Origin of the sequence: Streptosporangium sp. H16 (assembly GCF_051918855.1) — a bacterium.
In the GTDB taxonomy this organism is placed as follows: Bacteria; Actinomycetota; Actinomycetes; order Streptosporangiales; family Streptosporangiaceae; genus Streptosporangium.
In genome coordinates this window covers 55,529-82,389 of sequence record NZ_JBPXMD010000024.1, presented here as the reverse complement: position 1 = coordinate 82,389, position 26,861 = coordinate 55,529, and the positions used below count along the sequence as shown (strand labels likewise).

27 protein-coding genes are annotated in these 26,861 nt (G+C 70.5%); 19 read left to right on the top strand and 8 right to left on the bottom strand.

Annotation, left to right across the window (positions count from 1 at the left end; all coding sequences use genetic code 11):
• Positions 1–39: 39 nt before the first annotated feature.
• The 5 genes from ACTOQ2_RS31965 to ACTOQ2_RS31945 form a co-directional block, all read right to left on the bottom strand.
• Positions 40–1,044: a methyltransferase gene (locus tag ACTOQ2_RS31965; RefSeq protein ID WP_440104551.1), complete on the bottom strand. Its 1,005-nt coding sequence runs from the start codon at positions 1,042–1,044 to the stop codon at positions 40–42.
• 229 nt (positions 1,045–1,273) lie between these two features.
• Positions 1,274–2,056, bottom strand: a complete 783-nt coding sequence (locus tag ACTOQ2_RS31960) for an ABC transporter ATP-binding protein (protein ID WP_440104550.1) — start codon at positions 2,054–2,056, stop codon at positions 1,274–1,276.
• Positions 2,057–2,065: 9 nt separating this feature from the next.
• Complete coding sequence (locus ACTOQ2_RS31955; protein ID WP_440104549.1) at positions 2,066–2,857, bottom strand: ABC transporter permease; 792 nt, start codon at positions 2,855–2,857, stop codon at positions 2,066–2,068.
• Positions 2,857–3,645, bottom strand: a complete 789-nt coding sequence (locus ACTOQ2_RS31950) for an ABC transporter permease (protein WP_440104548.1) — start codon at positions 3,643–3,645, stop codon at positions 2,857–2,859. The genes ACTOQ2_RS31955 and ACTOQ2_RS31950 overlap by 1 nt, the downstream gene beginning before the upstream one ends.
• A complete protein-coding gene (locus ACTOQ2_RS31945) occupies positions 3,642–4,628 on the bottom strand; it encodes an ABC transporter substrate-binding protein (RefSeq protein WP_440104547.1) in 987 nt (328 codons plus the stop codon). Before ACTOQ2_RS31945 ends, ACTOQ2_RS31950 begins: the two co-directional genes overlap by 4 nt.
• Before the next feature lie 488 nt (positions 4,629–5,116).
• On the opposite strand from ACTOQ2_RS31945, the gene ACTOQ2_RS31940 reads away from it, so the two are divergent.
• The 5 genes from ACTOQ2_RS31940 to ffh all read left to right on the top strand — a co-directional run bounded on the left by ACTOQ2_RS31940 (position 5,117) and on the right by ffh (position 11,446).
• On the top strand, positions 5,117–8,287 hold the full coding sequence (locus ACTOQ2_RS31940) for a nitrate- and nitrite sensing domain-containing protein (protein ID WP_440104546.1): 3,171 nt from the start codon (positions 5,117–5,119) through the stop codon (positions 8,285–8,287).
• 43 nt (positions 8,288–8,330) lie between these two features.
• Positions 8,331–8,744: a roadblock/LC7 domain-containing protein gene (locus tag ACTOQ2_RS31935; RefSeq protein ID WP_326646986.1), complete on the top strand. Its 414-nt coding sequence runs from the start codon at positions 8,331–8,333 to the stop codon at positions 8,742–8,744.
• A 24-nt stretch (positions 8,745–8,768) separates the two neighbouring features.
• Positions 8,769–9,227: a DUF742 domain-containing protein gene (locus ACTOQ2_RS31930; RefSeq protein ID WP_440104545.1), complete on the top strand. Its 459-nt coding sequence runs from the start codon at positions 8,769–8,771 to the stop codon at positions 9,225–9,227.
• Positions 9,228–9,240: 13 nt separating this feature from the next.
• Positions 9,241–9,801: a GTP-binding protein gene (locus ACTOQ2_RS31925; RefSeq protein WP_031158879.1), complete on the top strand. Its 561-nt coding sequence runs from the start codon at positions 9,241–9,243 to the stop codon at positions 9,799–9,801.
• Between the two features lie 85 nt (positions 9,802–9,886).
• Entirely contained in the window at positions 9,887–11,446 is a 1,560-nt protein-coding gene (gene ffh, locus ACTOQ2_RS31920; RefSeq protein WP_440104544.1) for a signal recognition particle protein, read from the top strand.
• A 237-nt stretch (positions 11,447–11,683) separates the two neighbouring features.
• Here the strand turns inward: ffh and ACTOQ2_RS31915 are convergent, their stop codons facing one another.
• Positions 11,684–12,277: a hypothetical protein gene (locus ACTOQ2_RS31915; RefSeq protein WP_440104543.1), complete on the bottom strand. Its 594-nt coding sequence runs from the start codon at positions 12,275–12,277 to the stop codon at positions 11,684–11,686.
• Positions 12,278–12,544: 267 nt separating this feature from the next.
• On the opposite strand from ACTOQ2_RS31915, the gene rpsP reads away from it, so the two are divergent.
• From rpsP to dprA, 12 genes are all read left to right on the top strand, one after another.
• Positions 12,545–13,045 (top strand): 30S ribosomal protein S16, encoded by a 501-nt coding sequence (gene rpsP / locus ACTOQ2_RS31910; protein WP_440071200.1) that lies wholly within the window; start codon positions 12,545–12,547, stop codon positions 13,043–13,045.
• Between the two features lies 1 nt (position 13,046).
• Positions 13,047–13,289 (top strand): RNA-binding protein, encoded by a 243-nt coding sequence (locus ACTOQ2_RS31905; RefSeq protein WP_362680331.1) that lies wholly within the window; start codon positions 13,047–13,049, stop codon positions 13,287–13,289.
• Between the two features lie 93 nt (positions 13,290–13,382).
• On the top strand, positions 13,383–13,916 hold the full coding sequence (gene rimM / locus ACTOQ2_RS31900; RefSeq protein ID WP_440104542.1) for a ribosome maturation factor RimM: 534 nt from the start codon (positions 13,383–13,385) through the stop codon (positions 13,914–13,916).
• Between the two features lies 1 nt (position 13,917).
• On the top strand, positions 13,918–14,727 hold the full coding sequence (gene trmD, locus ACTOQ2_RS31895; RefSeq protein ID WP_440104541.1) for a tRNA (guanosine(37)-N1)-methyltransferase TrmD: 810 nt from the start codon (positions 13,918–13,920) through the stop codon (positions 14,725–14,727).
• A gap of 191 nt (positions 14,728–14,918) precedes the next feature.
• Complete coding sequence (gene rplS / locus ACTOQ2_RS31890) at positions 14,919–15,272, top strand: 50S ribosomal protein L19 (RefSeq protein WP_362680339.1); 354 nt, start codon at positions 14,919–14,921, stop codon at positions 15,270–15,272.
• 156 nt (positions 15,273–15,428) lie between these two features.
• A complete protein-coding gene (gene lepB / locus ACTOQ2_RS31885) occupies positions 15,429–16,295 on the top strand; it encodes a signal peptidase I (RefSeq protein WP_440104540.1) in 867 nt (288 codons plus the stop codon).
• Between the two features lie 9 nt (positions 16,296–16,304).
• Positions 16,305–16,901, top strand: coding sequence for a signal peptidase I (gene lepB, locus ACTOQ2_RS31880; protein ID WP_440104539.1), 597 nt, complete (start codon positions 16,305–16,307; stop codon positions 16,899–16,901).
• Positions 16,902–16,965: 64 nt separating this feature from the next.
• Positions 16,966–17,652 carry a ribonuclease HII gene (locus ACTOQ2_RS31875; RefSeq protein ID WP_440071195.1) on the top strand — a complete coding sequence of 229 codons (687 nt, stop codon included), beginning with the start codon at positions 16,966–16,968 and terminating at the stop codon, positions 17,650–17,652.
• 39 nt (positions 17,653–17,691) lie between these two features.
• Positions 17,692–18,015, top strand: a complete 324-nt coding sequence (locus ACTOQ2_RS31870) for a DUF2469 domain-containing protein (RefSeq protein WP_030511723.1) — start codon at positions 17,692–17,694, stop codon at positions 18,013–18,015.
• A 245-nt stretch (positions 18,016–18,260) separates the two neighbouring features.
• On the top strand, positions 18,261–18,614 hold the full coding sequence (locus ACTOQ2_RS31865) for a YraN family protein (protein ID WP_440104538.1): 354 nt from the start codon (positions 18,261–18,263) through the stop codon (positions 18,612–18,614).
• Positions 18,615–18,736: 122 nt separating this feature from the next.
• Positions 18,737–20,398 carry a YifB family Mg chelatase-like AAA ATPase gene (locus ACTOQ2_RS31860; protein WP_440104537.1) on the top strand — a complete coding sequence of 554 codons (1,662 nt, stop codon included), beginning with the start codon at positions 18,737–18,739 and terminating at the stop codon, positions 20,396–20,398.
• A gap of 455 nt (positions 20,399–20,853) precedes the next feature.
• Positions 20,854–21,942, top strand: coding sequence for a DNA-processing protein DprA (gene dprA / locus ACTOQ2_RS31855; protein WP_440104536.1), 1,089 nt, complete (start codon positions 20,854–20,856; stop codon positions 21,940–21,942).
• 212 nt (positions 21,943–22,154) lie between these two features.
• On the opposite strand, the gene ACTOQ2_RS31850 is transcribed toward dprA, so the two are convergent.
• The gene (locus tag ACTOQ2_RS31850; RefSeq protein ID WP_440104535.1) at positions 22,155–22,874 is read right to left on the bottom strand and encodes a murein hydrolase activator EnvC family protein; all 720 of its coding nucleotides are present in this window, start codon (positions 22,872–22,874) and stop codon (positions 22,155–22,157) included.
• 323 nt (positions 22,875–23,197) lie between these two features.
• Between ACTOQ2_RS31850 and ACTOQ2_RS31845 the strand changes: the two genes are divergently transcribed.
• Positions 23,198–24,550, top strand: a complete 1,353-nt coding sequence (locus tag ACTOQ2_RS31845) for a CoA transferase (protein WP_440104534.1) — start codon at positions 23,198–23,200, stop codon at positions 24,548–24,550.
• Positions 24,551–24,800: 250 nt separating this feature from the next.
• On the opposite strand, the gene ACTOQ2_RS31840 is transcribed toward ACTOQ2_RS31845, so the two are convergent.
• The gene (locus ACTOQ2_RS31840) at positions 24,801–26,108 is read right to left on the bottom strand and encodes an MFS transporter (RefSeq protein ID WP_440104533.1); all 1,308 of its coding nucleotides are present in this window, start codon (positions 26,106–26,108) and stop codon (positions 24,801–24,803) included.
• A 118-nt stretch (positions 26,109–26,226) separates the two neighbouring features.
• Between ACTOQ2_RS31840 and ACTOQ2_RS31835 the strand changes: the two genes are divergently transcribed.
• Positions 26,227–26,835 (top strand): ArsR/SmtB family transcription factor, encoded by a 609-nt coding sequence (locus ACTOQ2_RS31835; protein WP_440104532.1) that lies wholly within the window; start codon positions 26,227–26,229, stop codon positions 26,833–26,835.
• Positions 26,836–26,861 lie beyond the last annotated feature (26 nt).

Genomic DNA, 26,861 nt, shown 5'->3' with positions numbered 1-26,861 from the left:
GCCCCGTCACGCAGGCCCGTTAGTTACTCCACAGCCCCGTCACACAGGCAGGGCCTCCACGATGGAGGCTCCCTGGGGCAGCTCCACCTGCCGGCTGAGCCGGAAGTCGGAGGCCTCCAGCAGTGCGGCGTACTCGGAGGTGCTGCGCTCCATGCCGTCCCCGAACAGGGCGAGCATGCGCATGTCGATGTCCTTGCTGATGTGCGGCCGGTCGTCGTCGGGCACCACGGCCTCCACCAGCAGCACCCGGCCGTCGTCGGAAATGGCCTTACGGACATTGCGCAGAATCTGCACAGAGTCCTCGTCGGACCAGTTGTGGATGACGCTGCTCAACAGATAGGTGTCGCCGCCCTCGGGTACCGAGGCGAAGAAATCGCCGGAGACAAATTTGCACCGGTCTTCAAGAGCGGCCTCGGTGAAGAATCGCCTGGCGTCTTCGACCACCTGTTCCTGGTCGAAAAGAATGCCCGCGACATTTGAATACCTGTTCAAAACGGAGGCCAGGATGTGGCCCTTGCCGCCGGCCACGTCCACCAGCGTGCGCACGCCGGAGAAGTCGTAGCGCTCGGCCACCGCATCCGCGAAGGGCTTGGCCCGGACCACCATGTAGTCGTTGAACAGGGCCCCGGCCCGGGGGTTGGCCTTGAGGTAGCCGTACAGCGGGCCGTGCCGCTCGGCGAACCCCGACCTGCCGGTGAGGGCGGTCTGCGGGACCTTGCCCATGCCGTACCAGAAGCCCTCCTCGGCGATCATCCGTACCGCCGGGCGCAGCGAGCCCGGCACGTCGTCGCGGAGGGTGGCTCCGGCCTCGGTCAGCTCGTACACGCCGGGCCGTACCGTCGCGACGATGCCCATGGAGGCGAGTTCGCGCAGCACCCTGCCGAGCGCGGGCGCGTCGGCGCCGCAGCGCCGCGCGAGCTCGTCGACGTCCAGGGGCCCGTCGCGCAGGTGGTCGGCGCAGCCGAGCTCGGCCATCGTCGCGAGGGCGGCGAAGCGGGAGACGCCGCCGATCGCGTCCCAGACCGGTGCCTGTGGGTTGCTCATGGAGATCCTCTCTGTGCGGCGTGCGGATCCGTGAGGGGACCGGCACGCCCGGGTCGGGCGTCCACGCCGGAGCGCCGGCGCGCCCGGGCGGGGGCGCGCCGGCTCCGGCGGGTGTTCTTCACGGCACCGGGAGCCGGGCTCGCCGGGGGTCCGCCGGCGTTCCCTTCGCGGTCCGGGACCGTGAGCCCGGGGCGGGTGCCCGCGCCGGGGGGAGGGGGGAGGGCCGGGCTCAGTGAGCCGGGGTGGACGGGCTGGGAATGCCGCGCACCAGGCGGCCGACCTCGGCGCGCAGGTGCACGAAGTCGGGGTGCTCGCGGGTGGTGATCTGGTCGCGCGGCCCCGGCAGGTCCACGTGCAGGTCGCCCACGATCCCGGCGGGGGCCTTGGACAGGACCACGACACGGTCACCGACGTAGACGCTTTCGTCGATGTCGTGGGTGATCAGCACGATGGTCATGTTGTGCAGGCCGCGGACCCGCAGGGTCAGGTCCTCCAGGTCCTCGCGGGTCTGGGCGTCGACGGAGCCGAACGGCTCGTCCATCAGCAGCAGCGCCGGACGGTAGGCCAGCGCGCGGGCGATGGACACCCGCTGCTGCATGCCGCCGGACAGCTGCCACGGGTATTTGGACTCGGCGCCCCGTAGCCCGACCTCCTCCAGCGCCTCCAGCGCCGACTCCTTGCGCCGCTGCTTGTCCAGACCCCTACGGCGCAGCGGGAGCGAGACGTTGTCGGCCACCGACATCCAGGGGAACAGGGAGCGGCTGTAGTCCTGGAACACCACGGCCAGGTTGTCGGGTGTCTGCTCGACGCGGGTGCCGTTGAGCGTGACCTGGCCGCCGCTGGGCCGGATCAGCCCCGCGATGGAGCGCAGCAGGGTGGACTTGCCGCACCCGGAGGGGCCGACGACGCACACCAGCTCGCCCTGGGCGACCTTCAGGTTGATGCCGCCCAGCGCGTTGTGCGCGGTCGGCCCGCTGCCGTAGGTATGGGACAGGTTCGTGATTTCGAGCACAGCAGGTCCTCAGGTCGTCTGCTTGGCGGATCGGTGCCAGGACAGGACACGTCGCTCGGCCGCCAGGAACGCCGAGTTGAGCGCGTATCCCAGGACGCCGAGCACCACGATGGTCGCCCACACGCCGGGGAAGTCGTACGACCTCTGGGCGTCCAGGAGCTGGAAGCCGATCCCGTCGACGCTGCCGATCAGCTCGGAGAGCACCATGAGGATCAGGGCCAGCGACAGGCTGACCCGGAGCCCGGCGAAGATCTTCGGCATGGCCGAGGGCAGGATGATCCGGAACAGTCGCTCGCGGCCCGTCAGCCCGAAGACGCTCGCGGTGTCCAGGTGCTGGCGGTCGACGTGCCTGGCCCCCTCGCAGGCGTTGATCAGGACCGGCCAGACGATGCCGAACGCGATGAAGTTGATCTGCATCCGGGGACCGATGGCGAACAGTGCCAGGAACAACGCCAGCAGCATGGGCGGGGGAATGGCGCGGGCGAACTGCACCAGCGGGTCGACGAGGCGGAAGAGCAGCGGGGAGCGGCCCAGGGCGACCCCGAGGGCGATCCCGATGATCCCGGCCAGTACCCACGCGGCCAGCAGGCGGCCGACACTCGCGGGAATGTTCTCCAGCGCCGCGTCGGTGAGCCAGAGCCGCTCCGCGGGGCCGGTCAGCCACAACGTGTGCGCGCTGGCCGCGATCTGCGACGGAGGCGGGAAGCTCAGCATCTCCAGGTAGCGGGTGAGCAGCTCCCACAGTGCCACGACGACCACGACCGGCCACAGCCGGCCGATGACACGCATCGGGCCGCTCATCACACCACCTCCGTGCGGGCGGTGTGCCAGCGGAAGAGCCGCCGTTCCGCGAGCACGAACAGGCCGTTGGTGACCACGCCGATGACGCCGGCCCAGATGGCGGCGGCGATGACGTACTCCGTCGCGTCCACGCCGCCCGCGCTCTCCAGGACGTAGCTGCCGATGCCGTCGGCGCCGCCGCCGATCAGCTCCGTGCTGATCGCCACGATGAGCGCGATCGCCGACGCCAGCCGGACGCCGGTGGCGATGAAGGGCGCGGTGCTCGGCAGGGAGACCCGCCACAGCACGGCCGGTTTCCCGAACCCGAAGCTGCGGAGCGTCTCCTTGGCGAGCGGGTCGACGTCCTTGAGGCCGTACATCGTATTGATCAGGACGGGCCAGGTCGCCGCGTAGACGACCAGGGTGACCTTCATGTCGAACCTGTCGGAGAACACGGCGAGGGCCAGCGGGATCAGCGCGATCGACGGGATCGGGCGCAGGAACTCCACGATCGGCCGCAGCGCGCTCTCCACGCGGGGCAGGGTGCCGAGCAGAAACCCCAGGGGCACCGCGATCGCGACCGTGAGCAGCAGCCCGGTCGCCCACGCGCCGAGGGTCGAGGCGACGTCGGAGAGGAACTCCCCGTCCGTCACGAGAGCGACCGCCCGGCCGAGCACCGTGGAGGCCAGCGGGAACGCGATCGGGTCGATCAGTCCGGTCCGGCCGGCGACCTCCATGACGCAGAACAGCCCCGCGACGCCGAGGGCGCCGCAGAGCAGTCTGCTGTCGAGCGGGTTGCGCCGTGTCACCCGAGGTTTCCGGGGAGGATGGTCTTGGCCTGGATGGGGCTCGTGAGGTAACCCTGCTCGAGCATGAGGTCGGCGACCCGCTGCAGGCGGGTCTCGTCGAGGCTGGTGGGGAAGGACCCGAGCGTGATGACGGCCGCGGTCGCCGCGTCGATCTTGGTGTAGGTCGGCAGGATCTCCTCGACGGCCTTGCGGTCGGTGGCGGCGATCTGCTGGGCCTTGGCGACCGCGCGCTGGAAGGCGGCGACCGTCTTGGGGTTCTCGTTGGCGAACTTCTCGGTGACGACGACTCCCGCGATGGGGAAGTCGGCGGTGGAGTCGACCATCGTGTCGGCGAGCTTCTGGGCGCCGAGGAGCTTCTGCGCCGCGGTCAGGGCCGGTTCCGTCATCCAGGCGGCGTCGACGACCTTGTTCTTCAGCTGGGCCCCCATCTCGGGGAAGGGGAACTCCACGAACTCCACGTCCTTCTCGGTGAGGCCGTGGGTCTTGAGCACCGTGGTCACCGCCAGGGTGCCGATGTTCTGCTTGCTGTTGACCGCGATCTTCTTGCCCTTGAGGTCCGCGGGCGTCTTGATCCCGGAGTCCTTCGGCACCATGAGGTTGAACGAGTTCGGGGCCGCCTGGTAGAGGTCAGAGATGATCTTCATCTTGTTGCCCTTGGAGACCGCGAGGAAGGTCGAGACGTAGTTCGTCTGCGTGGCGTCCAGGGTGCCGCCGAGGAGACCCTGCTGGGCCTGGGCGCCTCCGGGCACCACCTCGATCGTGACGGTGAGCCCTTCCTCCTTGAAGAAGCCCCTCTTGTTGGCGATGTAGAGCGCGGCCGAGTCGGGGATCGGCAGGGCCCCCATCTTGATGCTGGTCTTCTCCAGGCCTCCCGCGTTCGCGGCGGCGGTGTCAGTGGGGGTGTCAGAGCTTCCGCAGGCGCTCAGCGCGAGGGTGGCGGCCACTCCTGCGATGACGGCCCGGCTCGCAAGTTTGAACCTCATGGGTCTCCTTAGCTGCGTTTGACCGCCCCTGCCGGAACTCGCGTAACTCATCGGGCGACATGGAGGGGGTCCCGGGAGGCATGTTGGTCAAGGGGGGTATGCCGACCGCCGATCAGAGTAGCGGAGTAGATCAGTCAAATTACAAATATTGCCCCTTTCGCCCCTAAGCCACAAAACGGTCACAGGACTCCCGGCTGCCCCACGCGTATCAATCGCCGGCGGATGGAGCTAGCGGGCGTCGTGAAAGAAGTCAATAAATCTGTTTCGCAACTTTGTGGAAGTTTGCGGTTACAGGACGGAGAGTCATCGCCCGGTTGCGGATGCTGTGTGCCTGTTAAGTGAAGAATGCGAGTTATGTGCTGTTGGCCGAACTCATCCGGCTGTGCTCCAATAACCCCTACCCCATGGATGCGTCGGCGTCACTCGCACATCATTGCGTGACGCGATCCCCTCCAAGCAGACGATCCGAGGAGAGGCAGCGGAGGCCAGTGAGGACAGCGTCAATCCCCAGCGAACGCGAATCCGGGCTGGCACCTGCCCTGGGATTCGACAACCAGGGGGGGCAGCCGCGGAGCGGCCCGGGTCAGGACCTCGACGGTCGCGACTCCGAGAAGGCCGACAGGAACGGCAGCAGGCTCGCGCTCAAGAACTGGCGAGTGAGATCGCGGCTGATCGCGCTCATCGTCATTCCCACCGTCGCCGCGATCGTGCTGGGCGGCCTGAGGGTCACCACCTCGATCAGCAGCGCCGCCGAGTACGAACGCGTGCGCGCCACCGCGGAACTCACCGCCGGCCTCAGCGACCTGGTCGACGAGCTGCAGCTCGAGCGGGACCTGTCGGCCCGGCACGTGGCGGGAGGCCGACAGGCCAGCAGCAAGGCGAGCCTGCGCAAGCAGTACGAGTCCGTCGACCAGGTCGTCGGGCAGGTGAGCCCCGTCGTCAACAGGGCCATGGACGACAGCGGTCTCCTGGAGGCCCTCGGCGCCCGGGGCGAGACCGAGCTCACCCAGATCCGCCGCCGCATCGACGAGCTCAAGAGCGTGCGCGAACTGGCCGCGGGCGCGGCCACCCAGGTGCCGGCCCAGCCCACGATCGCCATGTACTCCCGTACCATCGCGGACCTGCTGGCCCTGCACGACGAGATCATCCAGGGCGTCTCCGACCAGGACCTCACCAGCGGCGCGGCCGCGTTCGCCGCGCTGGCCAGGGCCAAGGAGCAGGCGTCCAGGGAGCGGGCGAACCTCGCCGCCGCCCTCGTCGTCAGGGGGTTCAGCGCCGAGGGCCTCGACGCCATGCTGGCTGCCCGGGCGCAGTTCGACAGCGAGCTCGCGACCTTCCGCTCCGAGGCGTCGATCCAGCAGCGCCAGCTCTACGACGACACGGTCAGCAGCCAGAAGAAGGACCGCGCGGCGGCGACGCGCGCCCGCGCCATCTTCCTGGCCCTCAACGGCCGGCCGCTGGTGAACGTCGACGTCTCCAAGAGCGAGCTCAACGACCTGCCCTCCTGGTTCGACTCCTCCACCGACGTCATCGAGCGCATGCGCGTGGTGGAGGAACAGGTCGCCAAGACCCTCATCATGCAGAGCGCGGACCTGCAGGCGTCCGAGCAGCGCGGCGCGCTGATCGCCGCCGGGCTGAGCGGACTGCTGCTGCTCCTCGTCCTGATCGTCACCGCCGTCATGGCGAGGTCGCTGGTCAGGCCGCTGCGCAGGCTCCGTACCGAGGCGCTTTCCATCGCCGGCCAGCGTCTCCCCGAGACCGTCCAGACGATGCGCGAGAGCGGCGAGGTCTCGGCCGCCGACATCACCCCGATCGGTGTCGCCTCCGACGACGAGATCGGTGAGGTGGCCCGGGCCTTCGACGAGGTCCACCGTGAGGCCGTGCGGCTTGCGGGCCAGGAGGCCACGCTGCGGAGCAACGTCAACTCGATGTTCGTCAACCTCTCCCGGCGCAGCCAGACCCTGGTCGAACGCCAGCTCTCCCTCATCGAGAGCCTGGAGCAGGGCGAGCAGGACGAGGGCCGGCTCGGCAGCCTTTTCCGGCTCGACCACCTCGCCACCCGCATGCGCCGCAACTCCGAGAACCTCCTGGTCCTCGCGGGCCAGGAGCCCGCCCGCCGGTGGAGCCAGCCGGTCCCGCTCATCGACGTGGTCCGCGCCTCGCTGTCGGAGGTCGAGAACTACGAACGGGTCGACCTGCAGCTGTCCGCAGGCGTGTCCGTGGTCGGCACCTCCGTCAACGACGTCGTCCACCTGGTCGCGGAGCTCGTGGAGAACGCGATCTCCTTCTCCCCCCGCGAGACCAAGGTCATCGTCTCCAGCAACCGCATCGACGGCGGCGGGGTGATGGTCTCGGTGACCGACATCGGCATCGGCATGACCGCCGAGGAGCTCTCCCAGGCCAACTGGCGGCTGGCCAACCCGCCGGTGGTGGACGTCTCCGTCTCCCGCCGGATGGGCCTGTTCGTGGTCGGCCGCCTCGCCCTGCGGCACGGCATCCGCGTCCAGCTCAGGCAGCAGGACAACGGCGGCCTGACCGCGATGGTCCTGCTCCCGGAGAACCTGCTCGCCGTCACCAACCGCCCGGGCGGGACCTCCCCCAGCATGCAGAGCGGCGACTGGGCCGGGTCCATGGCCTCCATGGACCGCCCGCCCGTGCTGGCCAGCCCCACCGCCCCCCCGATGCCGTCCTTCGCCTCGTTCGAGGCCGCCCACCAGAACTCGTTCGCCTCCTTCGACATGGGGCAGCAGTTCAACTCCTTCGAGGCCTCGCAGCCTCCCTTTGGAGGCGGCCAGTTCGGGCAGGCACCCGTCGACACCCCCTGGCCGGGACAGACGCCGGCGCCCGGCACCGACCCCGGCCACGGCTGGCCGAACGCCTCCCAGCCCGACCCCTCGGGGTGGCGACAGGGACAGGGCGGGCCCCGCGGTGACGCGGGGCCGTGGTCCACGGGCCCGAACACGGGCCCGCGCGGCGACGCCCCCGTCTGGCCCGGCGGTCAGCAGAGCAGGGACACCGGCTCCGACGTCTGGTCCACCTCCTCTCGCGGCGACTCCGGAGGCTGGCCGTCCACCGGCAACTCCGGGCCGTTCGGGCGGCGCGTCTTCGACCCGGCGGACAACACCGGCCCGCTGCCGGTGATCCCCGACGCCTCGCCCATGGAAGAGGCGAAGGAGGAGTTCCTGCCGATCTTCGCGGCCGTCGAGTCCGACTGGTTCAAGAAGGTCGAGCCGGCCCCGGCCGTCCAGGAGCGGGCCGAAGAGGCCCCCCAGGTTCAGGCCCAGGCCGTTCAGGAGACCGTCCAGCTCTCGCAACCGGCCACCCCCGCACCGGGCGGCTGGTCGTCGCCCGCCGACGCGGGCTGGCAGGCCGCCAAGGCCGCCAGCGAGCCCTCGCTCGGCGGGGTCACCGGTTCGGGGCTGCCCAAGCGGGTGCCCAAGGCGAACCTGGTACCCGGTACGGCCGCGCCCGACCTGAGCGCGGCCCCCCAAACTCCCGTGCACCGGCCGACGGTCTCCCCCGAGGCGGTGCGCAGCAGGCTGGCGAGCTTCCAGCAGGGAGTACGGCAGGGGCGCGCGGCCGCCAGGGGCGGCGCCGGAGACGGGCGGCCGTATCCCGACTTCGGCCGGGATGTTGAAGGAAACAAGGAGGACCGGTGAGCGAGCTCATCATGGTCGCCAAGGAGGATGACACGTGCGCGAAATGAGCCAGGCCGCCCGGGGGGTCAATTGGCTGATCACCGACTTTGTGAACAACGTCCCAGGTGTGGCGCACACGGTCGTCGTGTCAGCCGACGGTCTGCCGTTGGCGTACTCGGACGGATTTCCCAGGGACAGGGCGGACCAGCTGGCCGCGGTCGCGGCCGGCCTGATCAGCCTGACCCAGGGTGCCTCGCGGGTTTTCGAGGGCGGTGCGGTCACCCAGACCGTGGTGGAGATGCAGCGAGGGCTGCTCCTCATCATGTCCATCAGTGACGGTTCCTGTCTGGCGGTGCTGGCCGCCGCCGACTGTGACATGGGACTGGTGGCCTACCAGATGACGATGCTCGTCGAGCGGGCAGGTCAGGTGCTGACCCCGGCAGTCCGCGCCGAACTGCAGTCTTCCCACTCACGGTGACGGCGATGACGCTAGGAGGCTGTCGTGGCAGGCCGAGGCTGGACCGGTGAGGGCGACCCGCACGGCGGGTATCCCTATCAATCAATGGACGACCCCCACCGGCATCAGGGCGGTCCTTCCCATCTCATGCAGCCGGCGCCGTCGGAGCAGAGCTCCCTCGTCCGTCCGTATGCCGTGACCGGGGGGCGCACCGCCCCCCGGACCCAACTCGCCCTGGAGGCCCTGGTCTCCTCGGCGACCTCCATACATCATGATCTATCCACCCGCACCCCGGAGTATCAGGCGATCAGCGCCCTGTGCCGGCAAGTGCGTTCGGTCGCTGAGATCTCCGCGATGCTCCGCATCCCGCTCGGCGTGACCAGGATCCTGGTGGCCGACATGGCCGCCGAGGCCCTGGTGCAGATCCACCAGCCGCAGCTGGACGCGGGCAAGCCGGATCTCAACCTGCTGGAAAGGGTGCTCAGTGGACTTCGCAGGCTCTAGCCGCGGCGGCGGCCTGACATCGACGAAAATCGTCGTCGCCGGGGGATTCGGTGTTGGCAAGACCACGTTCGTGGGGGCGGTGTCGGAGATTCTGCCGCTGACCACGGAGGCGGTGATGACCGACGCCAGCGCCGGGATCGACGATCTCGGCCTCACACCGAACAAGACCACCACCACGGTCGCGATGGACTTCGGCCGCGTCTCGCTGGACCGGGACCTGATCCTGTACCTGTTCGGTACGCCGGGTCAGCACCGGTTCTGGTTCATGTGGGACGACCTGGTCCGCGGCGCGATCGGCGCGATCGTGCTCGTCGACACCCGGCGGCTGGCCGACAGCTTCCCCGCGATCGACTACTTCGAGGAGGCCAAGCTCCCCTTCGTCGTCGCGGTCAACGGCTGGGACGGCACCTACCTCCACGGTGAGGAGGAGGTGCGCGAGGCGCTGACACTGGCCCCGCACATCCCCATCTCCCGGACCGACGCCCGCTCGCGCGACGCGGTGAAGGCCACGCTCATCACGCTCGTGGAGCACGCGCTCACCATGCGGATGGCCGTCCCCGGCTGGGGTCGCTGACCGCTGGAGGGCGTCAGTCGCACCTCCCAGCGGATAGGCTGGGAGGTCGAGTCGCAGACCTGTAGCGCAGAGGCTGGCCAATCACGTGTTCGAGACGCTTTCCGACCGGCTGACATCGGTCTTCTCCTCCCTTCGATCCAAGGGTCGGCTGTCCGAAGCCGACATCGACGCGACCTGCCGCGAGATCCGCATCGCGCTGCTCGAGGCCGACGTCGCGCTGCCCGTGGTCAAGGCGTTCGTCGCCCAGGTCAAGGAGCGCGCCCGCGGCGTCGAGGTCTCCCAGGCGCTGAACCCGGCGCAGCAGGTCGTGAAGATCGTCAACGACGAGCTCATCGAGATCCTCGGTGGTGAGACCCGGCGGCTTCGCTACGCGAAGAACCCGCCGACCGTCATCATGCTCGCGGGTCTGCAGGGCGCCGGCAAGACGACCCTGGCCGGCAAGCTGGCCTGCTGGCTGCGCGAGCAGAGCCACACGCCGCTACTGGTCGCCGCCGACCTCCAGCGGCCCAACGCCGTCCAGCAGCTCTCGGTCGTGGCCGAGCGCGCGGGCGTCGCGGTCTACGCGCCCGAGCCGGGCAACGGCGTCGGCGACCCGGTCGCCGTGGCCCGCCAGTCGATCGACCACGCCAAGCGGCAGCAGCACGACATCGTCATCATCGACACCGCGGGCCGCCTGGGCATCGACCAGGAGCTGATGAGGCAGGCGGCCGACATCCGCGACGCGGTCTCGCCCGACGAGGTCCTGTTCGTCGTCGACGCCATGATCGGCCAGGACGCCGTCTCCACGGCCCAGGCCTTCATGGAGGGCGTGGGTTTCGACGGCGTCGTGCTGACCAAGCTCGACGGCGACGCCCGCGGTGGCGCCGCCCTGTCGGTCCGCCACATCACCGGCAGGCCGATCATGTTCGCGTCGACCGGTGAGAAGCTCGAGGACTTCGACGCCTTCCACCCCGACCGGATGGCGTCCCGCATCCTCGACATGGGTGACATCCTCACCCTGATCGAGCAGGCGCAGAAGACCTTCGACGAGGACGAGGCCGCCAAGATGGCGAGCAAACTCACCTCGGGCGAGGGCTTCACCCTGGAGGACTTCCTTGAGCAGATGATGATGGTCCAGAAGATGGGCCCCATCAAGAACCTGCTCGGGATGATGCCCGGCATGGGGCAGATGCGCGAGCAGCTCAACCAGGTCGACGACCGTGATCTCGACCGCATCGCCGCCATCATCCGCTCGATGACCCCCGCCGAGCGCCACAACCCGAAGATGATCGACGGTTCCCGCCGGGCCCGTATCGCCAGGGGTTCCGGCGTGACGGTGACCGAGGTGAGCGGGCTGGTCACCCGTTTCTTCGACGCCCAGAAGATGATGAAGCGGATGGCCGGCGGCATGGGCATCCCCGGCATGCCGGGCGGTCGCAAGGGCGGCAAGGCCGCGCAGAAGAAGGCGGCCAAGGGGCGCAGGGTCAGTGGTGACCCGCGCAAGGCGGCGCTCGGCAAAGCCGTCCCCGACAAGACCGAAGAGCCCGCGACCCCCGCGGGAAGCGGCCTCCTCGGCAAGCTGGGCTCCCGGCAGCAGCTGCCGCCGGGCCTGGAGCTGCCGCCGGGCTTCGACCCCTCGAAGTTCAAGCTCCCGGGACAGAAATGAGCGATGACGGCTTCCACTCGCGCGCCAGGTGGATCTGGGTGATCATCGTCGGGGGTTTCATCCTCGTCGCAGTGCTCGAGCTCCTCGGGGTACGCCCCAAGTAGTGCCCCGCGCCGCTCCTCGATCCGATCGACGCGGCGTCCGGCCGTGTACCGCCGCCCGCGTGGATCCGCATCGTGGTCGGCCGGGCGGCCGCCACGAAAGCCGCGGTCCTCGCGGCCGGCCGCCCGGCCGGTACTAGTACGGCGGCAGCGGCGGCGACTGCGGGGAGGCAGGGAACCCCGGGAACCCCGGGAACACGGATCGCGCGGACGCTCCCTGGGGGATCGGGATTCCCGGCGGGCCGGCCGGTCCCGGCGCGGCCGGGGCCCCCAGCGGGATCGGGACCACCGGTGAGACGGGTGTTCCCGGCAGGACCACGGTTCCCTGCGGAAGCGGTGCCTCGGGCACGGCCTCCGGCACGGCGGGATCTCCCCACCGCGCGGGCGCCCCGGGTGGTTCGGGTGCTCCGAGTCGTCCGGGCGCTCCCCACGGGGCCTGGGAGTGCCCGGGGGCACGGTCCCCGCCGGTCGTGAGGCCGGTTACGAGACCGGTTCCGAGGACGCCGAGGATTCCCGAGGCCCCGGTGGTCCCGGTGGTTCCGGTGGTTCCTCCGGGGCGCCCGAGGGCTCCGTCGAGGGTCTCGTCAAGGGTTCCGGCGGGGGACGAGATGGGCGCCGGGGACACGTCGGCCTGGCCCGCCGGGGTCGTCGCCCTGATGGCCAGGACCGCGCCCAGCACGGTGACGGATCCGGTCGCGGTCAGCAGCAGAGATCTGAGGGTGGTTGCCACGGCGGCCATTTAGCGCACCAGGCCGGCCCGCCACGGGGTCCGGACACACGGGGATTACCGAGATTTGCCTTCCGGCCGCCGTACCGGATGGCCGAGGGTTGGCCGGGCACCCCCGCACGTCTGGCACAATGACATGTTGGAACATCGTGACACGTGGTTGCCCTCTCACTCCCGCGTGCCATGCCTGTCCCTCGAACGGTCCTCTCCTCGTGCCCCACTCGATGAGACGCCGCTCACCCACGCTCTAATGCAGGAGAGACCACACCAGTGGCAGTCAAGATCAAGCTCAAGCGGCTCGGTATGATCCGCAACCCGCAGTACCGCATCGTCATCGCCGACAGCCGCACCAAGCGTGACGGCCGGGCGATCGAGGAGATCGGCCTGTACCACCCGAAGGAGAACCCCTCGCGCATCGAGGTCGACTCCGACAGGGCGGCCTACTGGCTGGGTGTCGGCGCGCAGCCGACCGAGCCCGTGCTCAAGCTCCTCAAGCTCACCGGCGACTGGCAGAAGTTCAAGGGCGAGCCGGCTCCGGCTCCGCTCCTGGTCGCCGAGCCCAAGACCGACCGCCACGCCGTCTACGAGGCCGCGGCCAAGGAGGCGCTCTCCCTGGAGGCCGCCACCACGCCGAAGAAGTCGACCCGCAAGGCGGCTCCCAAGGCTGAAGAGGCCAAGGCCGAAGAGGCCCCCAAGGCCGAAGAGGCCGCCGCCGAGACCCCGGCTGAGCCCACCGCGGCCGCCGAGGAGAAGCCGGAAGGCGAGGCCTGAGGTGCTCGAGGAGGCCCTCGAGCACCTGGTGAAGGGCATCGTCGAGCATCCTGACGACGTCCAGGTTCACGCCCGCCGCATCCGCAGCGGGCGTGTGCTTGAGGTCCGGGTCCACCCCGAGGACCTCGGTAAGGTCATCGGCCGCGGCGGCCGTACGGCCAAGGCGCTTCGCACGGTCGTGAACGCCCTCGGCGACGGCAAGTACATTCGGGTCGATCTTCTCGACCTGAACGAGGCCCGCTAGCCGGCGAGACGCGTCCATCGAGCGAACGGGCCACCCGCCCAGTGTGGGTGGCCCGTCTGCTTTCCCTAGACACCACTACGTGAGGAGGCGGGCGTGCAGCTCGTCGTAGGCCGGATCGGCCGCCCGCACGGGCTCCGCGGGGACGTGTCCGTGGAGGTGCGTACCGACGAGCCGGACCGGCGCTTCGCCCCGGGCACGGCCCTGGCCACCGACCCCGCGTCGGCCGGCCCGCTGGTCGTCGAGTCCCGCCGCTGGCACTCCGGGATCCTGCTGGTCAGGTTCGAGGGCGTGACCGGCCGTGACCAGGCCGAGGATCTCCGCGGCACCATGCTCGTCATCGACTCGGACGACATCCCGCCCTCCGACGATCCCGACGAGTTCTACGACCACCAGCTCATCGGCCTCACCGTGGTCAAACCCGACGGAGAGCCGGTGGGAGAGGTGTCCGACGTGCTTCACCACGGCCAGGACCTGCTCGTCGTACGGCGCGGCAAGGCCGGGGCCGCCGGGGGCGGCGAGGTCTACGTGCCGTTCGTCAAGGCACTGGTCCCCGAGGTCGATCTCATCAAGGGCATCCTCGTCGTGGACGGCCCCGCCGGGCTGCTCGACCCGGACGAGATCGTCTGACATGCGCGTCGACGTCATCTCCATCTTCCCCGAGTACTTCGCCCCCCTCGACGTCTCCCTCATCGGCAAGGCCCGCGAGCGCGGCATCCTCGACGTCCACCTCCACCAGCTCCGCGACCACGCCCACGACGTGCACCGCACCGTGGACGACACCCCCTACGGGGGCGGTCCCGGCATGGTCATGAAGGCGGGCCCCTGGGGGGAGGCCATCGACGCGGTCCTCGCCTCCGGCCCGGCCGGACCGCCGAGGATGATCGTGCCGACTCCCAGCGGCGTGCCCTTCACCCAGAGGCTGGCGATGGAGTACGCCGCCGAGCCGTGGCTGCTGTTCACCCCGGCCCGCTACGAGGGCATCGACTCCCGGGTGATGGCCGAGTACGGCGCCCGCATGCGCGTGGACGAGGTCAGCGTCGGCGACTACGTGCTCGCCGGGGGCGAGGCGGCGGTGCTGGTGATGATCGAGGCCGTCGGGCGGCTGCTGCCGGGCGTGCTCGGCAACGTCAACTCGGCCGTGGACGACTCCTTCGCGCCCGGCGCGATGGAGAACCTCCTCGAGGGCCCCGTCTACACCAAGCCGCCCGAGTGGCGGGGGCACGAGGTGCCGGAGATCCTGCTCTCCGGGCACCACGGGAAGATCGCCCGGTGGCGGCGGGACCAGGCGCTGCGCCGTACCGCGAGGAACCGGCCCGAGCTGCTGGCGGCGCTCGACCCGGAGAGCCTGGACAAGCACGACAGGCGAGCCCTGGCGGAGCTGGATCTCCCCCAGGCGGGGCCGGCGGATCCCGAGGGCCCGGCCGTCCTGACCGGTTGATTTCCGGTCGGTCGGGAAAATATGGCAGACTGAAGCGTTGCCGCCGACTGCCCATCCGGTCCCCAGACCGGTCTCATCGCGGCCGGCCAGCTCCGAGACATAGTCCACTTCAGCACGCGTGTCCATCGCGACGCCGCCTCGTCGCGGCCGGATGGACCTCCGTGTGCGCTCGTAAATGAGGTCCCACTGCCATGCACACGCTGATCAGCGAGCTCGAGAAGTCCGCGCTCCGCACCGACGTCCCCGACTTCCGGCCCGGTGACACGCTTGAGGTCCACGTCAGGGTCATCGAGGGCAGCCGGTCCCGTGTCCAGGTCTTCAAGGGTTTCGTCCTGCGTCGCCAGGGCGGTGGCTCCCGTGAGACCTTCACCGTCCGCAAGGTCAGCTACAGCGTCGGCGTCGAGCGGACCTTCCCGGTGCACAGCCCGGTCATCGAGAAGATCACTCTCGTGACCCGTGGCGACGTCCGCCGCGCCAAGCTCTACTACATGCGTGACCTGCGCGGCAAGGCCGCTCGCATCCGCGAGAAGCGCGAAGCCCGCTAGGCGCGTCAGCGTCCGCCGGCCTGGCCCGTGCCCCCGTCACCGGGGAGCGGGCCAGTCGCATGTAAGGAGGTTTGACCTCCTATGGCAATACGCATGGCTATGCGGTACCCCGTCACTCGACCACTTGGTACCGCCCATCATCTAGGCTCGTCAGCGATGACTAGCGAAGACCGGGAGTACGGCGCAGTCTCGCGTCGACCTGTCGAGGACGAGGTGGACGTGGTCGCCGAAGACACTCAGAAGACCGCCGGGGACGGCAAGGACAAGAAGAAGGGCTCCTTCTGGAAGGAGTTGCCTGTCCTGGTCGTCGTGGCGTTGGTGCTCGCCCTCATAATCAAGACCTTCGTGATCCAGGCCTTCTACATCCCGTCGGAGTCGATGGAGAACACCCTCCTCACGAACGACCGGGTGCTGGTCAACAAGCTCGTCTACCGCGTCCGCGACATCGAGCGCGGCGACGTGGTGGTCTTCTCCGGGGTCGACTCCTGGGACCCCGAGATCGACCTTGAGGAGCCGCCCAACCCGGTCGCGGGATTCTTCCGCTGGGTCGGCACCGCCTTCGGCGTGGTCCCCGGCGAGAAGGACTACATCAAGCGGGTCATCGGCGTCGCCGGCGACACCGTGAAGTGCTGTGACGCCAAGGGCCGGGTGACGGTCAACGGGGTCCCCCTCGACGAGGAGTATCTCTACCCCGGCGACGTGCCGTCCCAGAGTTTCTTCGAGGCCAAGGTCGGTGAGGGGCGCCTGTGGGTGATGGGCGACCACCGGCTGGTCTCCCTCGACTCCCGCTCCCACCTGGGTGATCCCGGCGGCGGGACGATCCCGGTGGACAAGGTGATCGGCCGGGCCTTCGTGATCGTGTGGCCGTTCTCCAGGGCCACGACCCTTCCCATTCCCGACACCTTCGGCCAGCCGGCCCTCAAGGCCGCCGCGGCCCTGGGAGGGGCCACTCCGCTCCTCGCGGGCTTCGCGGGCGCCGTGCCGCTGGTGCTGTGGCGTCGTCGCTGGCTCTCAAGGCGGTAGCCCCATCTCATGACCGTTGAACCCGAGGCTGAGAAGAAGAAAGAGAAGAGCGGCAAGGGCGGTGGCCTGCGCGAGTCGCTGTTCCTGCTGGTGTGCGGGGTGGTGGCGGCGCTGCTGTTGCAGGCGTTCGTCTTCCAGTCGTTCTGGATCCCGTCGGAGTCGATGCAGAACACCCTTCTGGTGGGTGACCGGGTGGTCGTCAACAAACTGCACGGCGACTCCGAGCGCGGCGACATCGTGGTTTTCAGAGGCTGGAACAACGAGGACACCATCAAGCGGGTGATCGCGGTCGGCGGCGACACCGTGAAGTGCTGTGACGCGAAGAAGCGGATCACGGTCAACGGGGTGCCGCTCGAGGAGAGCTCCTATCTCTTCTCCGGCGACTTCCCCTCGGGGGAGCCTTTCGAGAAGGTCGTTCCCAAGGGGCGGCTGTGGGTCATGGGCGATCACCGCACGGCCTCCGCCGACTCGCGCGCCCACGAGGAGAGGCTGGGAGAGGGGTCGATTCCGGAGAGCGACGTGATCGGCCGTGCCGTCGCGATCTACTGGCCGTTCTCCAGGGCCGCGGTGCTTTCGAGGCCGGAGAGCTTCCTCAAGGTGAGATAGCAGTACCGAATGCACCGGAGGGGGCGTACTCTCTGGTCATGGTCGCTCTGTCACCCGTGGTGCCATGACGGTTGCGTTTCGCCCCAGACCCAGCGTGGTCCGGCGGGATTCGGGACTGTACGGCTACGAGCGGGCTCTCAGCCGGCGCGGGCTCGGTCCCGTGGCGGGAGTCGACGAGGCGGGCCGGGGCGCCTGCGCCGGGCCGCTGGTGATCGCCGCCGTGGTGCTGGGCGGTCCGATCGACGGCTTGGACGACTCCAAGCTGCTGACGGCCTCCCGGCGCGAGTCGCTGTTCGAGCGGATCACGGTGACCGCGCGGGCGGTGAGCGTGGTGGTGATCCCGCCGGGTGAGATCGACGCCCGGGGCCTGCACAGATCCAACATCGGAGGAATGCGCAGGGCCGTGGCGCGGTTACCCTGTCACCCCGGCTACGTTCTGACCGACGGGTTTCCCGTTCCCGGCCTGCCCGCGCCGTCGCTGGGCGTGTGGAAGGGAGATCAGGTCGCGGCCTGCATCGCCGCGGCCTCGATCGTGGCCAAGGTGACGCGGGACGAGATGATGGTGGCGCTGCACGAACGCCATCCCCGGTACGGATTCGCCGTGCACAAGGGGTATGGCACCGCCGACCATCGCAGGGCTCTCAGAACCTACGGTCCGTGTCCGGATCACCGCTTCTCGTTCTCGACGGTGGCGCGGTCAGGAGCGGGCGAGGTGATGGGTGAGAATGAAGTGGGGGCCGGTGCCGTCTGATCGGGCGGGCCGGGGTGGGCGTTTAACAGGAGGACCGGTATGAGCGCAGAGGATCTCGAAAAGTACGAAACCGAGATGGAGCTGCAGCTTTACCGTGAGTACCGCGACGTTGTCGGCCTTTTCACCTATGTCGTGGAGACCGAGCGGCGCTTCTATCTCACCAACTCCGTCGACCTCGACGTGCGCACCGCCGAGAACGGTGACGTGTTCTTCGACGTGAAGATGCAGGACGCCTGGGTCTGGGACATGTACCGCCCGGCGAGGTTCGTCAAGAACGTCCGCGTGGTGACCTTCAAGGATGTGAACGTCGAGGAGCTCGCCAAGCCCGATCTGGAGATGCCCAAGGAGGGTTTCTCCTCCTGAGCGGCTTTCCCGGGCTCTTTCCCCGGTGGCTTTGCCGGCGGCTTCGAAGGCGTCCTCGAGAGGCCGGAGGGCCGGGGGGCCAAGTGGGATGGGGCTGAGCGCTTCGAGGCCTCGTGATGCGGCTGAGCGGCCGCGAGAGGTTGTCCACAGCCACGCTCCGCGCCCGGCCGGATTTCCACAGAATCGCGCTCGGCTTCTTGGTGGTGCGGTGAGCTGAGCGAAGGTCTGGAACCGGAGGTGGTTCCATGGCCGCGAAAGATGAGCTCGGCAAGCACGGTGAGCAGATCGCCGTCGATTATCTGCTGGCACAAGACCTGCAGATCCTGGATCGCAACTGGCGGTGCCCGGACGGGGAGATCGACATCGTCGCCCGGGAGAGGCGCACGCTCGTCGCGGTGGAGGTGAAAACCCGCTCGGGGCGCAGTCACGGCACCGCCTTCGAAGCGGTCACCGACGCGAAGATCGCTCGTCTGCGCAGGCTCGCGGCCAGCTGGCTCGCCGAGCGTCAGGACCGGTTCGACGCGATCCGCGTCGACGTCGTCGCCCTGGAGCGGTTCGCCGGGGATTTCGCCATCCGCCACGAGCGGGGGGTGTGCTGATGTCTACCGGTGTGTTGATGTTCCCCGGCGCATCGATGTTCCCCGGCGTGCCGGATTCTCCCGCGTCGCCGACGTCTCCCGGCCTGTCGTGGATCGTTCGCTCTCCGCGGGGGGTGGGGTGAGTGGCCGTCGCACGCACGCGCTGCGTCGCCCTGGTCGGGGTGACCGGCCGTCTCGTCGAGGTCGAGGCCGATGTCGGCAATGGCGTGGCGGGCCTCCACCTCATCGGCATGCTCGACACCGCGCTGAGCGAGGCCCGAGACCGGGTCCGTTCCGCCCTGGTCAACAGCCGCTACGCCTGGCCAGACGCCCGGATCACGGTCAGCCTGTTTCCCGCAAGCCTGCCCAAGCGTGGAAGCCTGTTCGACGTCGCGATCGCCATGGCCCTGCTCGCGGCGGCCGGGTTCGTGCCCGCCGCCAGGGTCGCCGAGCCGATCTTCCTGGGCGAGTTGGGCCTGGACGGCTCGGTCAGGCCGGTGCGGGGTGTGCTCCCCGCCGTGCTGGCAGCCGTCGCCGCCGGTGCCCACACCGTCGTCGTTCCCGCCCGTAACGCCGCCGAGGCCGGTCTCGTGCCGGGGGTGAGCGTGATTCCCGCGACCACGCTGGGCGCCCTGGTGCGCTGGTTGCGGAGCGACGAGCCGGCGGGAGGTCTTCCGCCGGGTTACGGAGGGGCCGGTTCCGGAGGGCGCGGGGGAGCCGGGGCGGGAGAGCTTGGTGCCGATACCGGTGATCGCGGCCCGGGGGTCGCGTTCCCGTTCCCGCCGGGATCTCCCGGCGAGGCCGGCCCCGGAGACGCTCACGAGGCCGGGGAGGGCCCGGACGACGCTCCCGACCTGGGAGACGTCGCGGGGCAGCCGCTCGCCCGTCGCGCGCTGGAGATCTGCGCCGCCGGAGGCCACAACCTCTGGATGCTCGGTCCCCCCGGTACCGGCAAGACCATGCTCGCCGAGCGGCTGCCGACCCTGCTTCCCGCTCTGGAGCGGGACCAGGCCCTGGAGGTGACCGCCATCCACTCGGTCGCCGGTGTGCTGCCCAGGGACCGTCCCCTGCTGGTCCGCCCGCCGTTCGTGGCGCCCCACCACACCGCGACCGTCGCGTCCGTCATCGGCGGGGGCAGCGGGATGATCCGTCCGGGGGCGGTCTCACTGGCCCACCGGGGAGTGCTCTTCCTGGACGAGGCGCCCGAGTTCTCGACGACCGTTCTCGACGCGCTCAGGCAGCCGCTCGAGTCGGGGCGGGTGACGGTCTCCAGGGCGTTGGCGTCGGTGACCTTCCCCGCCAGGTTCATGCTGGTGCTGGCGGCCAACAGATGCCCGTGCGCGCGGCCCTCCACCCCGGAGGATCCGTGCGCGTGCGCTCCCGCGGCCCGCCGCCGCTATCTCGCGAGGCTCTCCGGCCCGCTGCTCGACCGGGTGGACGTCAAGGTCGGCCTGTTCCGTTCGACCAGGCGCGAGCTCCTCGCCGACCGCCGGTTCATCGAGTCGAGCGGGGTGGTGGCCGAGCGGGTGCGGCTCGCGCGTGAGCGGGCCGCCAGAAGGTTCGCGAACACGCCGTGGCGGTGCAACGCGGAGGTGCCCGCCCGAGCCCTCCACACCGAATACCGGCCGCCGCCCACGGCGATGTCGCCGCTGCTCGGGCATCTCGACAGCGGCCGGTTGAGCGCCCGGGGCCTCGACCGGATCATCAAGGTGGCCTGGACCCTGGCCGACCTCGCGGGCAAGGAGCGGCCGGAGCTCCACGAGACCAACTCCGCGCTGGGGCTCTGGCTGGGGGAGGAACGATGAGCGACAGGCTCGCACGGCTCACCCTGATGCGTCTGGCCGAGCCGGGCGACACCGTGATGGGCGCTCTCGTCGCCCTGCGCGGCCCCGAGGCAGCCGTCGCCCTGGTCCGGAAGGGTTCCGCGGACGCGGATCTCACCCGATGGTTCGCCGAAACGCCCGGCCACCCGGCCGGAAATCCCGGCCGATCGGTGGGCGGCCCCGGCCCGTCGGCCGGAAGGTCCGGCCCGCACGAGGCGGGCTCGGGCCCGCACGACGGAGGTCCCGGTCCAGCCGGCGAAGGTCCCGGTCGGTGTGGCGGGAGTCAGGAGCCGCCGGGCGGGAGGCCCGGCTCAGCCGGTGAACGGTTTCCTCCGCGTGGCGGGGGCGAGGGCCCGCATGACGGGAGCCCGGAGCCGGGAGACGGAACATCCGGCCCATCCGGGGAACGCACCCTCCGGCATGGCGCCTCGGAGGCGGTGCGGCACGGGAGACCGAGCGCGCCCGGCGGCCGTTCCGGCGGCGGCCGTTCCGGGGCGGACAACGGCTCGGAGGCCGCGCGGGATGGGCGGCTCGCGGCCAGGCTGGACCGGATGGTCGCCTCCTGGGCGGCCCGGTTGAAGACGGCCGACCCCGCGCGTGACCTGGCCGAGGGCGAGCGGATAGGGGCGAGGCTGGTGGTTCCCGGCGATCCGGAATGGCCGACCCAGCTGGACGACCTGGGAGACTCCAGGCCCCATGCTCTCTGGCTCCACGGCGACGCCGACCTGCGGTTCTCCTGTCTCAGATCTGTGGCGGTCGTCGGTTCCCGAGCCGCCACGCCCTACGGCACCCACGTGGCGGCGGAGCTCGGGGCGGGGCTGAGCGAGAGGGGGTGGGGTGTCGTCTCCGGTGGCGCCTACGGCATCGACGGGGCCGCCCACCGGGGCGCCCTCGCCTGCGAGGGACCGACCGTCGCCGTGCTGGCCTGTGGCGCCGATGTCGCCTATCCCAGCGCGCACCAGCAGTTGTTCGCCGCCATCCGGGAGCGGGGGGTGCTGGTCAGCGAGTGCCCCATGGGCGCGCACCCGACCAGGCCGAGGTTCCTCATCAGAAACCGCGTCATCGCGGCTCTGTCCAGGGGCACCGTGGTCGTCGAGGCGGCCGTGCGGAGCGGAGCGCTCAACACCGCCGGGCACGCGATCGCGCTCAACCGCCACCTGGCCGCGATGCCGGGCCCGGTGACCTCGGAGTTCTCGGCGGGATGCCATCGGCTGATCCGCCAGGGCAGGGCCATCTGCGTCACCGGTCCCGAGGAAGTGATCGAACTCGCCGGGACGATGGGCACCGATCTGGCCCCCGAGCCGCGCGGTCCGGTGCTTCCTCGCGACCGGCTCGACCCGGAGACCCGGAAGGTCGTCGAGGCCATGCCCACCCGGATCGGTGTGGGCCCCGCGACGATAGCCGTCGCCGCGGGGGTCGACCTGGAGACCGTGCTCGCCTGCCTCGGCGGCCTGGCGGCCGCGGGCTACGTCGAACGCGTCTCCCGGGGCTGGCGCCTCCGTCCCGACCGCCCTCCCGGCGGGTAGCCCGTTCCCAGTCCGTTCCCAGGCCGCGAGGGGCGGTCGTCGGCCGAGCCCAAGGATCGGCCGAGCCCAAGGAGCCAAGGCGGCTCAAGCCAAGGGTTCGAAACGGCCCAAGCCAAGGAGCCGAAACGGCCCAAGCGAGGGAGCCGAAACAGCGCAGGACAAGGAGTCGAGGCGGCTCAAGCCGAAAACTCGTAACGGGGTTTCGGAGCAGCCTACGAAGGGGGCCGCGAGGCCGGAGCGGGCCACAGGGGAAGGAGGCGGACCTGGCCATGACCGAGGAGGAGCAGAGGGTCGAGGTAGGCACGGTCGCGGAGCAGGCCCCAGTGCAGGCAGGCGGCGGGACAGTGCCCAGGAACGTCCTGAAGGGTGCCGATCACCTCGCCGGTGGCCACCGCCTGCCCGCGCCGCACCGAGGGCTGGACGGGAAGGTAGGTCGTCCGCAGGCCACCGGGGTGGAGCACGGTCACCACGCCCCGGTCCGCGAGCGGCCCGGCGTAGCCGACCGTTCCCGCTCCCGCGGCCCGCACCTCGGCTCCGGGAGATGCGGAAAGGTCGGTGCCCCGGTGACCGGCCAGCCACGGCTGTGCCGGTGGTGCGAAGCCCCTGAGCACCCGCGGACGTCCGGCGAGCGGCCATTCCCAGCGCGGCTCTTCCCAGCGCGGCTGTTCCCCGTGGGGCCGTCCCCCGTGGGGCCGTTTCCCGTGAAAGGAGGGGGCGGGTGCCCCAGCCGGACGCGCCGTTCTCGCCGGGCGGCGCGCACCCGGGCGGGCGGCCGCGAGGATGGTCGTGGGAGTCGTCACGCCGTACGCGCGGCCGGTCATGCCGGTGGGGTGGGCGAGGGCGGTCGCGTGACGGGTGCCCGCTGCCGCCGGTATGGCCAGGATCAGTGAGCACAGCAGGGCTCGCAGCCCCACGGTGTGGACGGACTTCATGCCCGTGAGCATGAAGTCCCGTGATGGACCGGGTGTGGGCCGAATGGGATTCTGTGGACAGGCGGTCGAGGATGTGGCTGAGCATGGGGACGAAGAGGATCGCAGGACATCATGTGAACGATGAGAGTCCTGGCGTGTCGCGTGAGATGAGATGGTCCAGAAGTATCGGCTGAGCGGGGAGAGCCGGGAGACGTCGGGTGAGTGGCGAGAATCCGGAACGTCGTATGAGCGGGGAGAGCCGGGGAACGTCAGGTGAGTGGCGAGAGCCCGGAACGTCGTATGAGCGGGGAGAGCCCGGAACGTCGTGTACGAGTGAGGATCGCGTGGTCGAAGAGCGTATCCGCGAGCTGGCCTCCGAGGTGGGCGTCGAGCTGCCGCCGGTCAGGGTGAGCGGGGACGATCCGGTGCTGCCCTCCGTCTTCCGGGTGGGCACCGCGGCCGCCGTCGCCGTCGGGGCCGCCACCGCGGCGGCCGCGGCGCTCAAAGGAGGTGGGAGCCAGGCCGCGGTGGACGTGCGGGAGGCGGCGATCGCCTTCCTGGACGAGCGTCACTTCAGGATCGACGGAGTCGCCGTGGATCTGTGGGCTCCCCTCTCCGGTGACTACCGCACCGCCGACGGCTGGGTCCGGCTGCACTGCAATTTCGACCACCACCGTGACGCGGTCCTCAGGGCGCTGGGACTGCCCGCCGACACGGGCAGGGACGCCGTCGAACGCGCCTGCGCGGGGCGTACCGCCGTCGAGGTCGAGGAGGCGGTGACGGCCGCGGGAGGATGCGCGGCGGCCATGCGCGACCGCGCAGGATGGCGTGAGCACCCGCAGTCGCGGGCGGTCGCCGCGTCGCCGCTCGTTCACCTGACCCGGATCGGCGATTCCGGTGGTCCGAGGCCCGGTGCCCCGAGAGGCGGGGGAGGGCGGGCGCTCGACGGGGTGCGGGTGCTCGATCTGACGAGGGTGATCGCCGGGCCGGTGGCGACCCGCACGCTGGCCGCCCACGGGGCCCAGGTGCTCAGGGTGGGTGCCCGGCACCTTCCCGAGGTTCCGGGGCCGGTGATCGGCACCGCGTTCGGCAAGCGGTCCTGCCACCTCGATCTGAGGACTCCGGCCGGGAGCGCCGCGCTGCGCGACCTGGTGGCGGAGGCCGATGTGCTCGTGCAGTCCTACCGGCCGGGCGCCCTCGAAGCGCTGGGGTTCGGTCCCCGGAGGCTGGCCGGGATCAGGCCGGGAATCGTGTGCGTCGATGTCTCGGCGTACGGCGGGCGGGGGCCGTGGGCGGGCAGGCGTGGGTTCGACAGCCTGGTGCAGATGGTGTCCGGTATCGCCCACGAGGGCGGCGACGGATCGCGGCCGCACCCGCTGCCCGCCCAGGTTCTCGACCACGCCACCGGCCACCTGGCCGCCTTGGGCGCGATGGCCGCCCTGCTCCGCCGATCCACCGAGGGGGGATCCTGGAGAGTGGAGCTCTCCCTGGCCGGGACCGCGCGGTGGCTGGACGGTCTCGGCCGGGTCGGCGGAGCGGCCACGCCGGAGCCCGACGTCACCGGCATGATCGAGGAGATGGACAGCGCCTTCGGCCGCCTGACCTACCTCAGGCCGCCCGGCACCGTCGACGGCGAGTCACCGTACTGGTCGAGCCCGCCCCCGCAGAGGGGTGAGCACCCGCCCGCCTGGTGGTGAGACCTTTCCACGGCCGCTCCCGAAGGGCCTCTCCCGAATCCTGAACGCCCTCTCCCGACGCCCTTTCCCGACGGTCTCTCGCGAACGCCATCTCCCGAACGTCCTCTTGTGAACGTCCTCTTGCGAAGGACCGCTCCCGAACGCCATCTCGCGAGAGGCCCCCGCGAACAGCCTCGCCACGGACGTACCCGCGGCGCGGGCCCACCCGGGACCGGCGTGTCCGTGCGGGCAGGAGCGGCTCGCCGCGGGGTCATCGGGTTCGGGCTGGATCGTCGGGGGCGGGGACGGGGGCGGGGGAGTGACGCAGGGGGGAGAGCCAGATCCACGCGATCGTGGTGAGGACTCCGGCCGCGGAGATCCAGAACACCGGGCGCAACCCGAGCAGCTCGCCGGCCAGGCCGCCCGCAAGGCCGCCGAGGGTGAGGACACCCTGGATCATGAACGACTGCGTGGCGTTGACCCGGCCGCGCAGCTCGGCGGGGGTCTCGCGCAGGGTGATGGCACCCATGCAGACGGAGAAGGCCACGACGGCCGTGCCGGAGGTCACCGCGCTGGCGGACAGGAACAGGAAGCTGCGCCACACCGGTCCCGAGGCGAGCGCGGCGACCACGAAGTCGACGGGGAAGAGCAGCACGGAGCAGGCCAGTACCCGGTTCTCGCCGAAGCGCCGGGTCAGGCGCGGGACGAGGGCCGCACCGAGCAGGCCACCGACGCCGAAGAAGGCGGTGATCGCGCCGACCAGCCCCGCGGGCAGGCCGACCACGGTGAGCGCGTAGATCACGTACAGCGCCATGTACACGCTGCCGAAGAAATTGATCGTGACCCCGGCGGCGCAGAGCGCGCGGAGCACCGGGTGCCCGGCCACCGTGCCCAGACCCTCGCGGATCTCGGTCCACATGCCGCGCGGAGGAGCGGGCGTGTGGTTCTCCGGCGCCTTGATCGACCTGATCAGGAACGCCGAGGCCAGGAACGACACCGCGTCGACCAGGATCGCGAACGGCGCTGTGACCAGGTGGACGAGCAGCCCGGCCAGACCCGGTCCCGCGACGGTCGCCACGGCGAAGGCCGACTGGAAGCCCGCGAGCGCCTCGGTCCGCCGGCTCTCGTGGATCACCGTGACCAGGTGCGGGAAGTTGACCGCCCGGAAGATCACCGAGCAGGTGCCGACGACGAACGCCACCGCGATCAGCCACGGCACGCTGAGTAGCCCGGTGATCCAGGCCGCCGGGATCGTGGCCATGGCGACGGCCGAGACCGTGTCGCAGGCGACCATGACCGGCCGGTGCCGCCTCAGCCGGTCGGCGAGGGCACCCGCCTGGAGCCCGATCAGCAGGTAGGGCAGCGAGGTCGCGGCGGTGAGCACGCCCATCTGGGTCGGGGAGGCGCCGAGCAGGACGGCGGCGGTCAGCGGCACCGCCAGCCGGGAGACCTCGGTGCCGGTCTCGGTGATGGCGCGGGCGGAGAGCAGGAACCGGTAGTCGCGCTGCTTCCTGAGGGGCACCGGCCTGGTCGCGGAGGGCTCGGGAGTCGCGGGAGGCCCGGAAATCGCGGAGGTCATGGGGATCCGTCTCCTTCCGGCTTCCGGAGACTCTGAAGGGAATGCTTCATAACTGTGAAGATAACCCTTCATAGTTATGAAGGCAATGCTTCACATGTGGAGTGGGTACGGTCTGCACATGACCGAGGCACCGAGGCGGAAGTCCCTCACCGATCCCACGGCGATGCGCGCGCTGGCGCACCCCGCGCGGCTCGCGATCCTGAACCGGCTCCAGGCCGAGGGGCCCTGCACCGCGACCGAGGTCGCCGAGGTCGTCGGGGTCACGCCCAGCGCGGCCAGCTACCACCTGCGCATGCTCGCCAAGTACGGCTTCGTCGAGGACGCGCCCGCGCGCGGTGACGGCAGGGAACGGCTCTGGCGCTCCAGTGCCGGGGGTCTCAGCGTCAGCCCCGACCCGGACGACGGCCCGGACGTGCGCGGCGCCAAGGAGTTCCTGATCAAGGCGTTGCGGGAACAGGCGGCGGACGAGGTGAGCAGGGCGATGGAGAACCTTGAGCGGGAGTCACGGGAGTGGCGCGAGGCCGCGCTGTTCAACCGCGCCGTCCTGCTGGTCGACGCGGAGGAACTGAAGGCGCTGAATGAGCGGATCGACGAGCTGCTCGCCCCCTACAAGACCACCGTCAGGGGTCGGGAGGACGCCCCGCCCGGTGCCCGGGTCTCCGAGGCGCAGGTCAGCCTCTTCCCCCGCGCCCGGCGCCGGCCGCACGGTCTTCCACGCGACGGGTAAGGGCCACCTGACACCCGAAGGTCGGG

What these genes read in the sequence shown, in the direction of transcription:
- ACTOQ2_RS31965 (WP_440104551.1), bottom strand. Translation starts at nt 1,044, where the DNA reads ATGAGCAACCCACAGGCACCGGTCTGGGACGCGATCGGCGGCGTCTCC.
- lepB (WP_440104539.1), top strand. Translation starts at nt 16,305, where the DNA reads ATGACCGTTGAACCCGAGGCTGAGAAGAAGAAAGAGAAGAGCGGCAAG.
- ACTOQ2_RS31840 (WP_440104533.1), bottom strand. Translation starts at nt 26,108, where the DNA reads ATGACCTCCGCGATTTCCGGGCCTCCCGCGACTCCCGAGCCCTCCGCG.
- ACTOQ2_RS31835 (WP_440104532.1), top strand. Translation starts at nt 26,227, where the DNA reads ATGACCGAGGCACCGAGGCGGAAGTCCCTCACCGATCCCACGGCGATG.
- ACTOQ2_RS31870 (WP_030511723.1), top strand. Translation starts at nt 17,692, where the DNA reads ATGAGCGCAGAGGATCTCGAAAAGTACGAAACCGAGATGGAGCTGCAG.
- ACTOQ2_RS31875 (WP_440071195.1), top strand. Translation starts at nt 16,966, where the DNA reads ATGACGGTTGCGTTTCGCCCCAGACCCAGCGTGGTCCGGCGGGATTCG.
- ACTOQ2_RS31935 (WP_326646986.1), top strand. Translation starts at nt 8,331, where the DNA reads ATGAGCCAGGCCGCCCGGGGGGTCAATTGGCTGATCACCGACTTTGTG.
- ACTOQ2_RS31850 (WP_440104535.1), bottom strand. Translation starts at nt 22,874, where the DNA reads ATGAAGTCCGTCCACACCGTGGGGCTGCGAGCCCTGCTGTGCTCACTG.
- ACTOQ2_RS31865 (WP_440104538.1), top strand. Translation starts at nt 18,261, where the DNA reads ATGGCCGCGAAAGATGAGCTCGGCAAGCACGGTGAGCAGATCGCCGTC.
- lepB (WP_440104540.1), top strand. Translation starts at nt 15,429, where the DNA reads ATGACTAGCGAAGACCGGGAGTACGGCGCAGTCTCGCGTCGACCTGTC.
- ACTOQ2_RS31955 (WP_440104549.1), bottom strand. Translation starts at nt 2,857, where the DNA reads ATGAGCGGCCCGATGCGTGTCATCGGCCGGCTGTGGCCGGTCGTGGTC.
- ACTOQ2_RS31945 (WP_440104547.1), bottom strand. Translation starts at nt 4,628, where the DNA reads ATGAGGTTCAAACTTGCGAGCCGGGCCGTCATCGCAGGAGTGGCCGCC.
- trmD (WP_440104541.1), top strand. Translation starts at nt 13,918, where the DNA reads ATGCGCGTCGACGTCATCTCCATCTTCCCCGAGTACTTCGCCCCCCTC.
- rplS (WP_362680339.1), top strand. Translation starts at nt 14,919, where the DNA reads ATGCACACGCTGATCAGCGAGCTCGAGAAGTCCGCGCTCCGCACCGAC.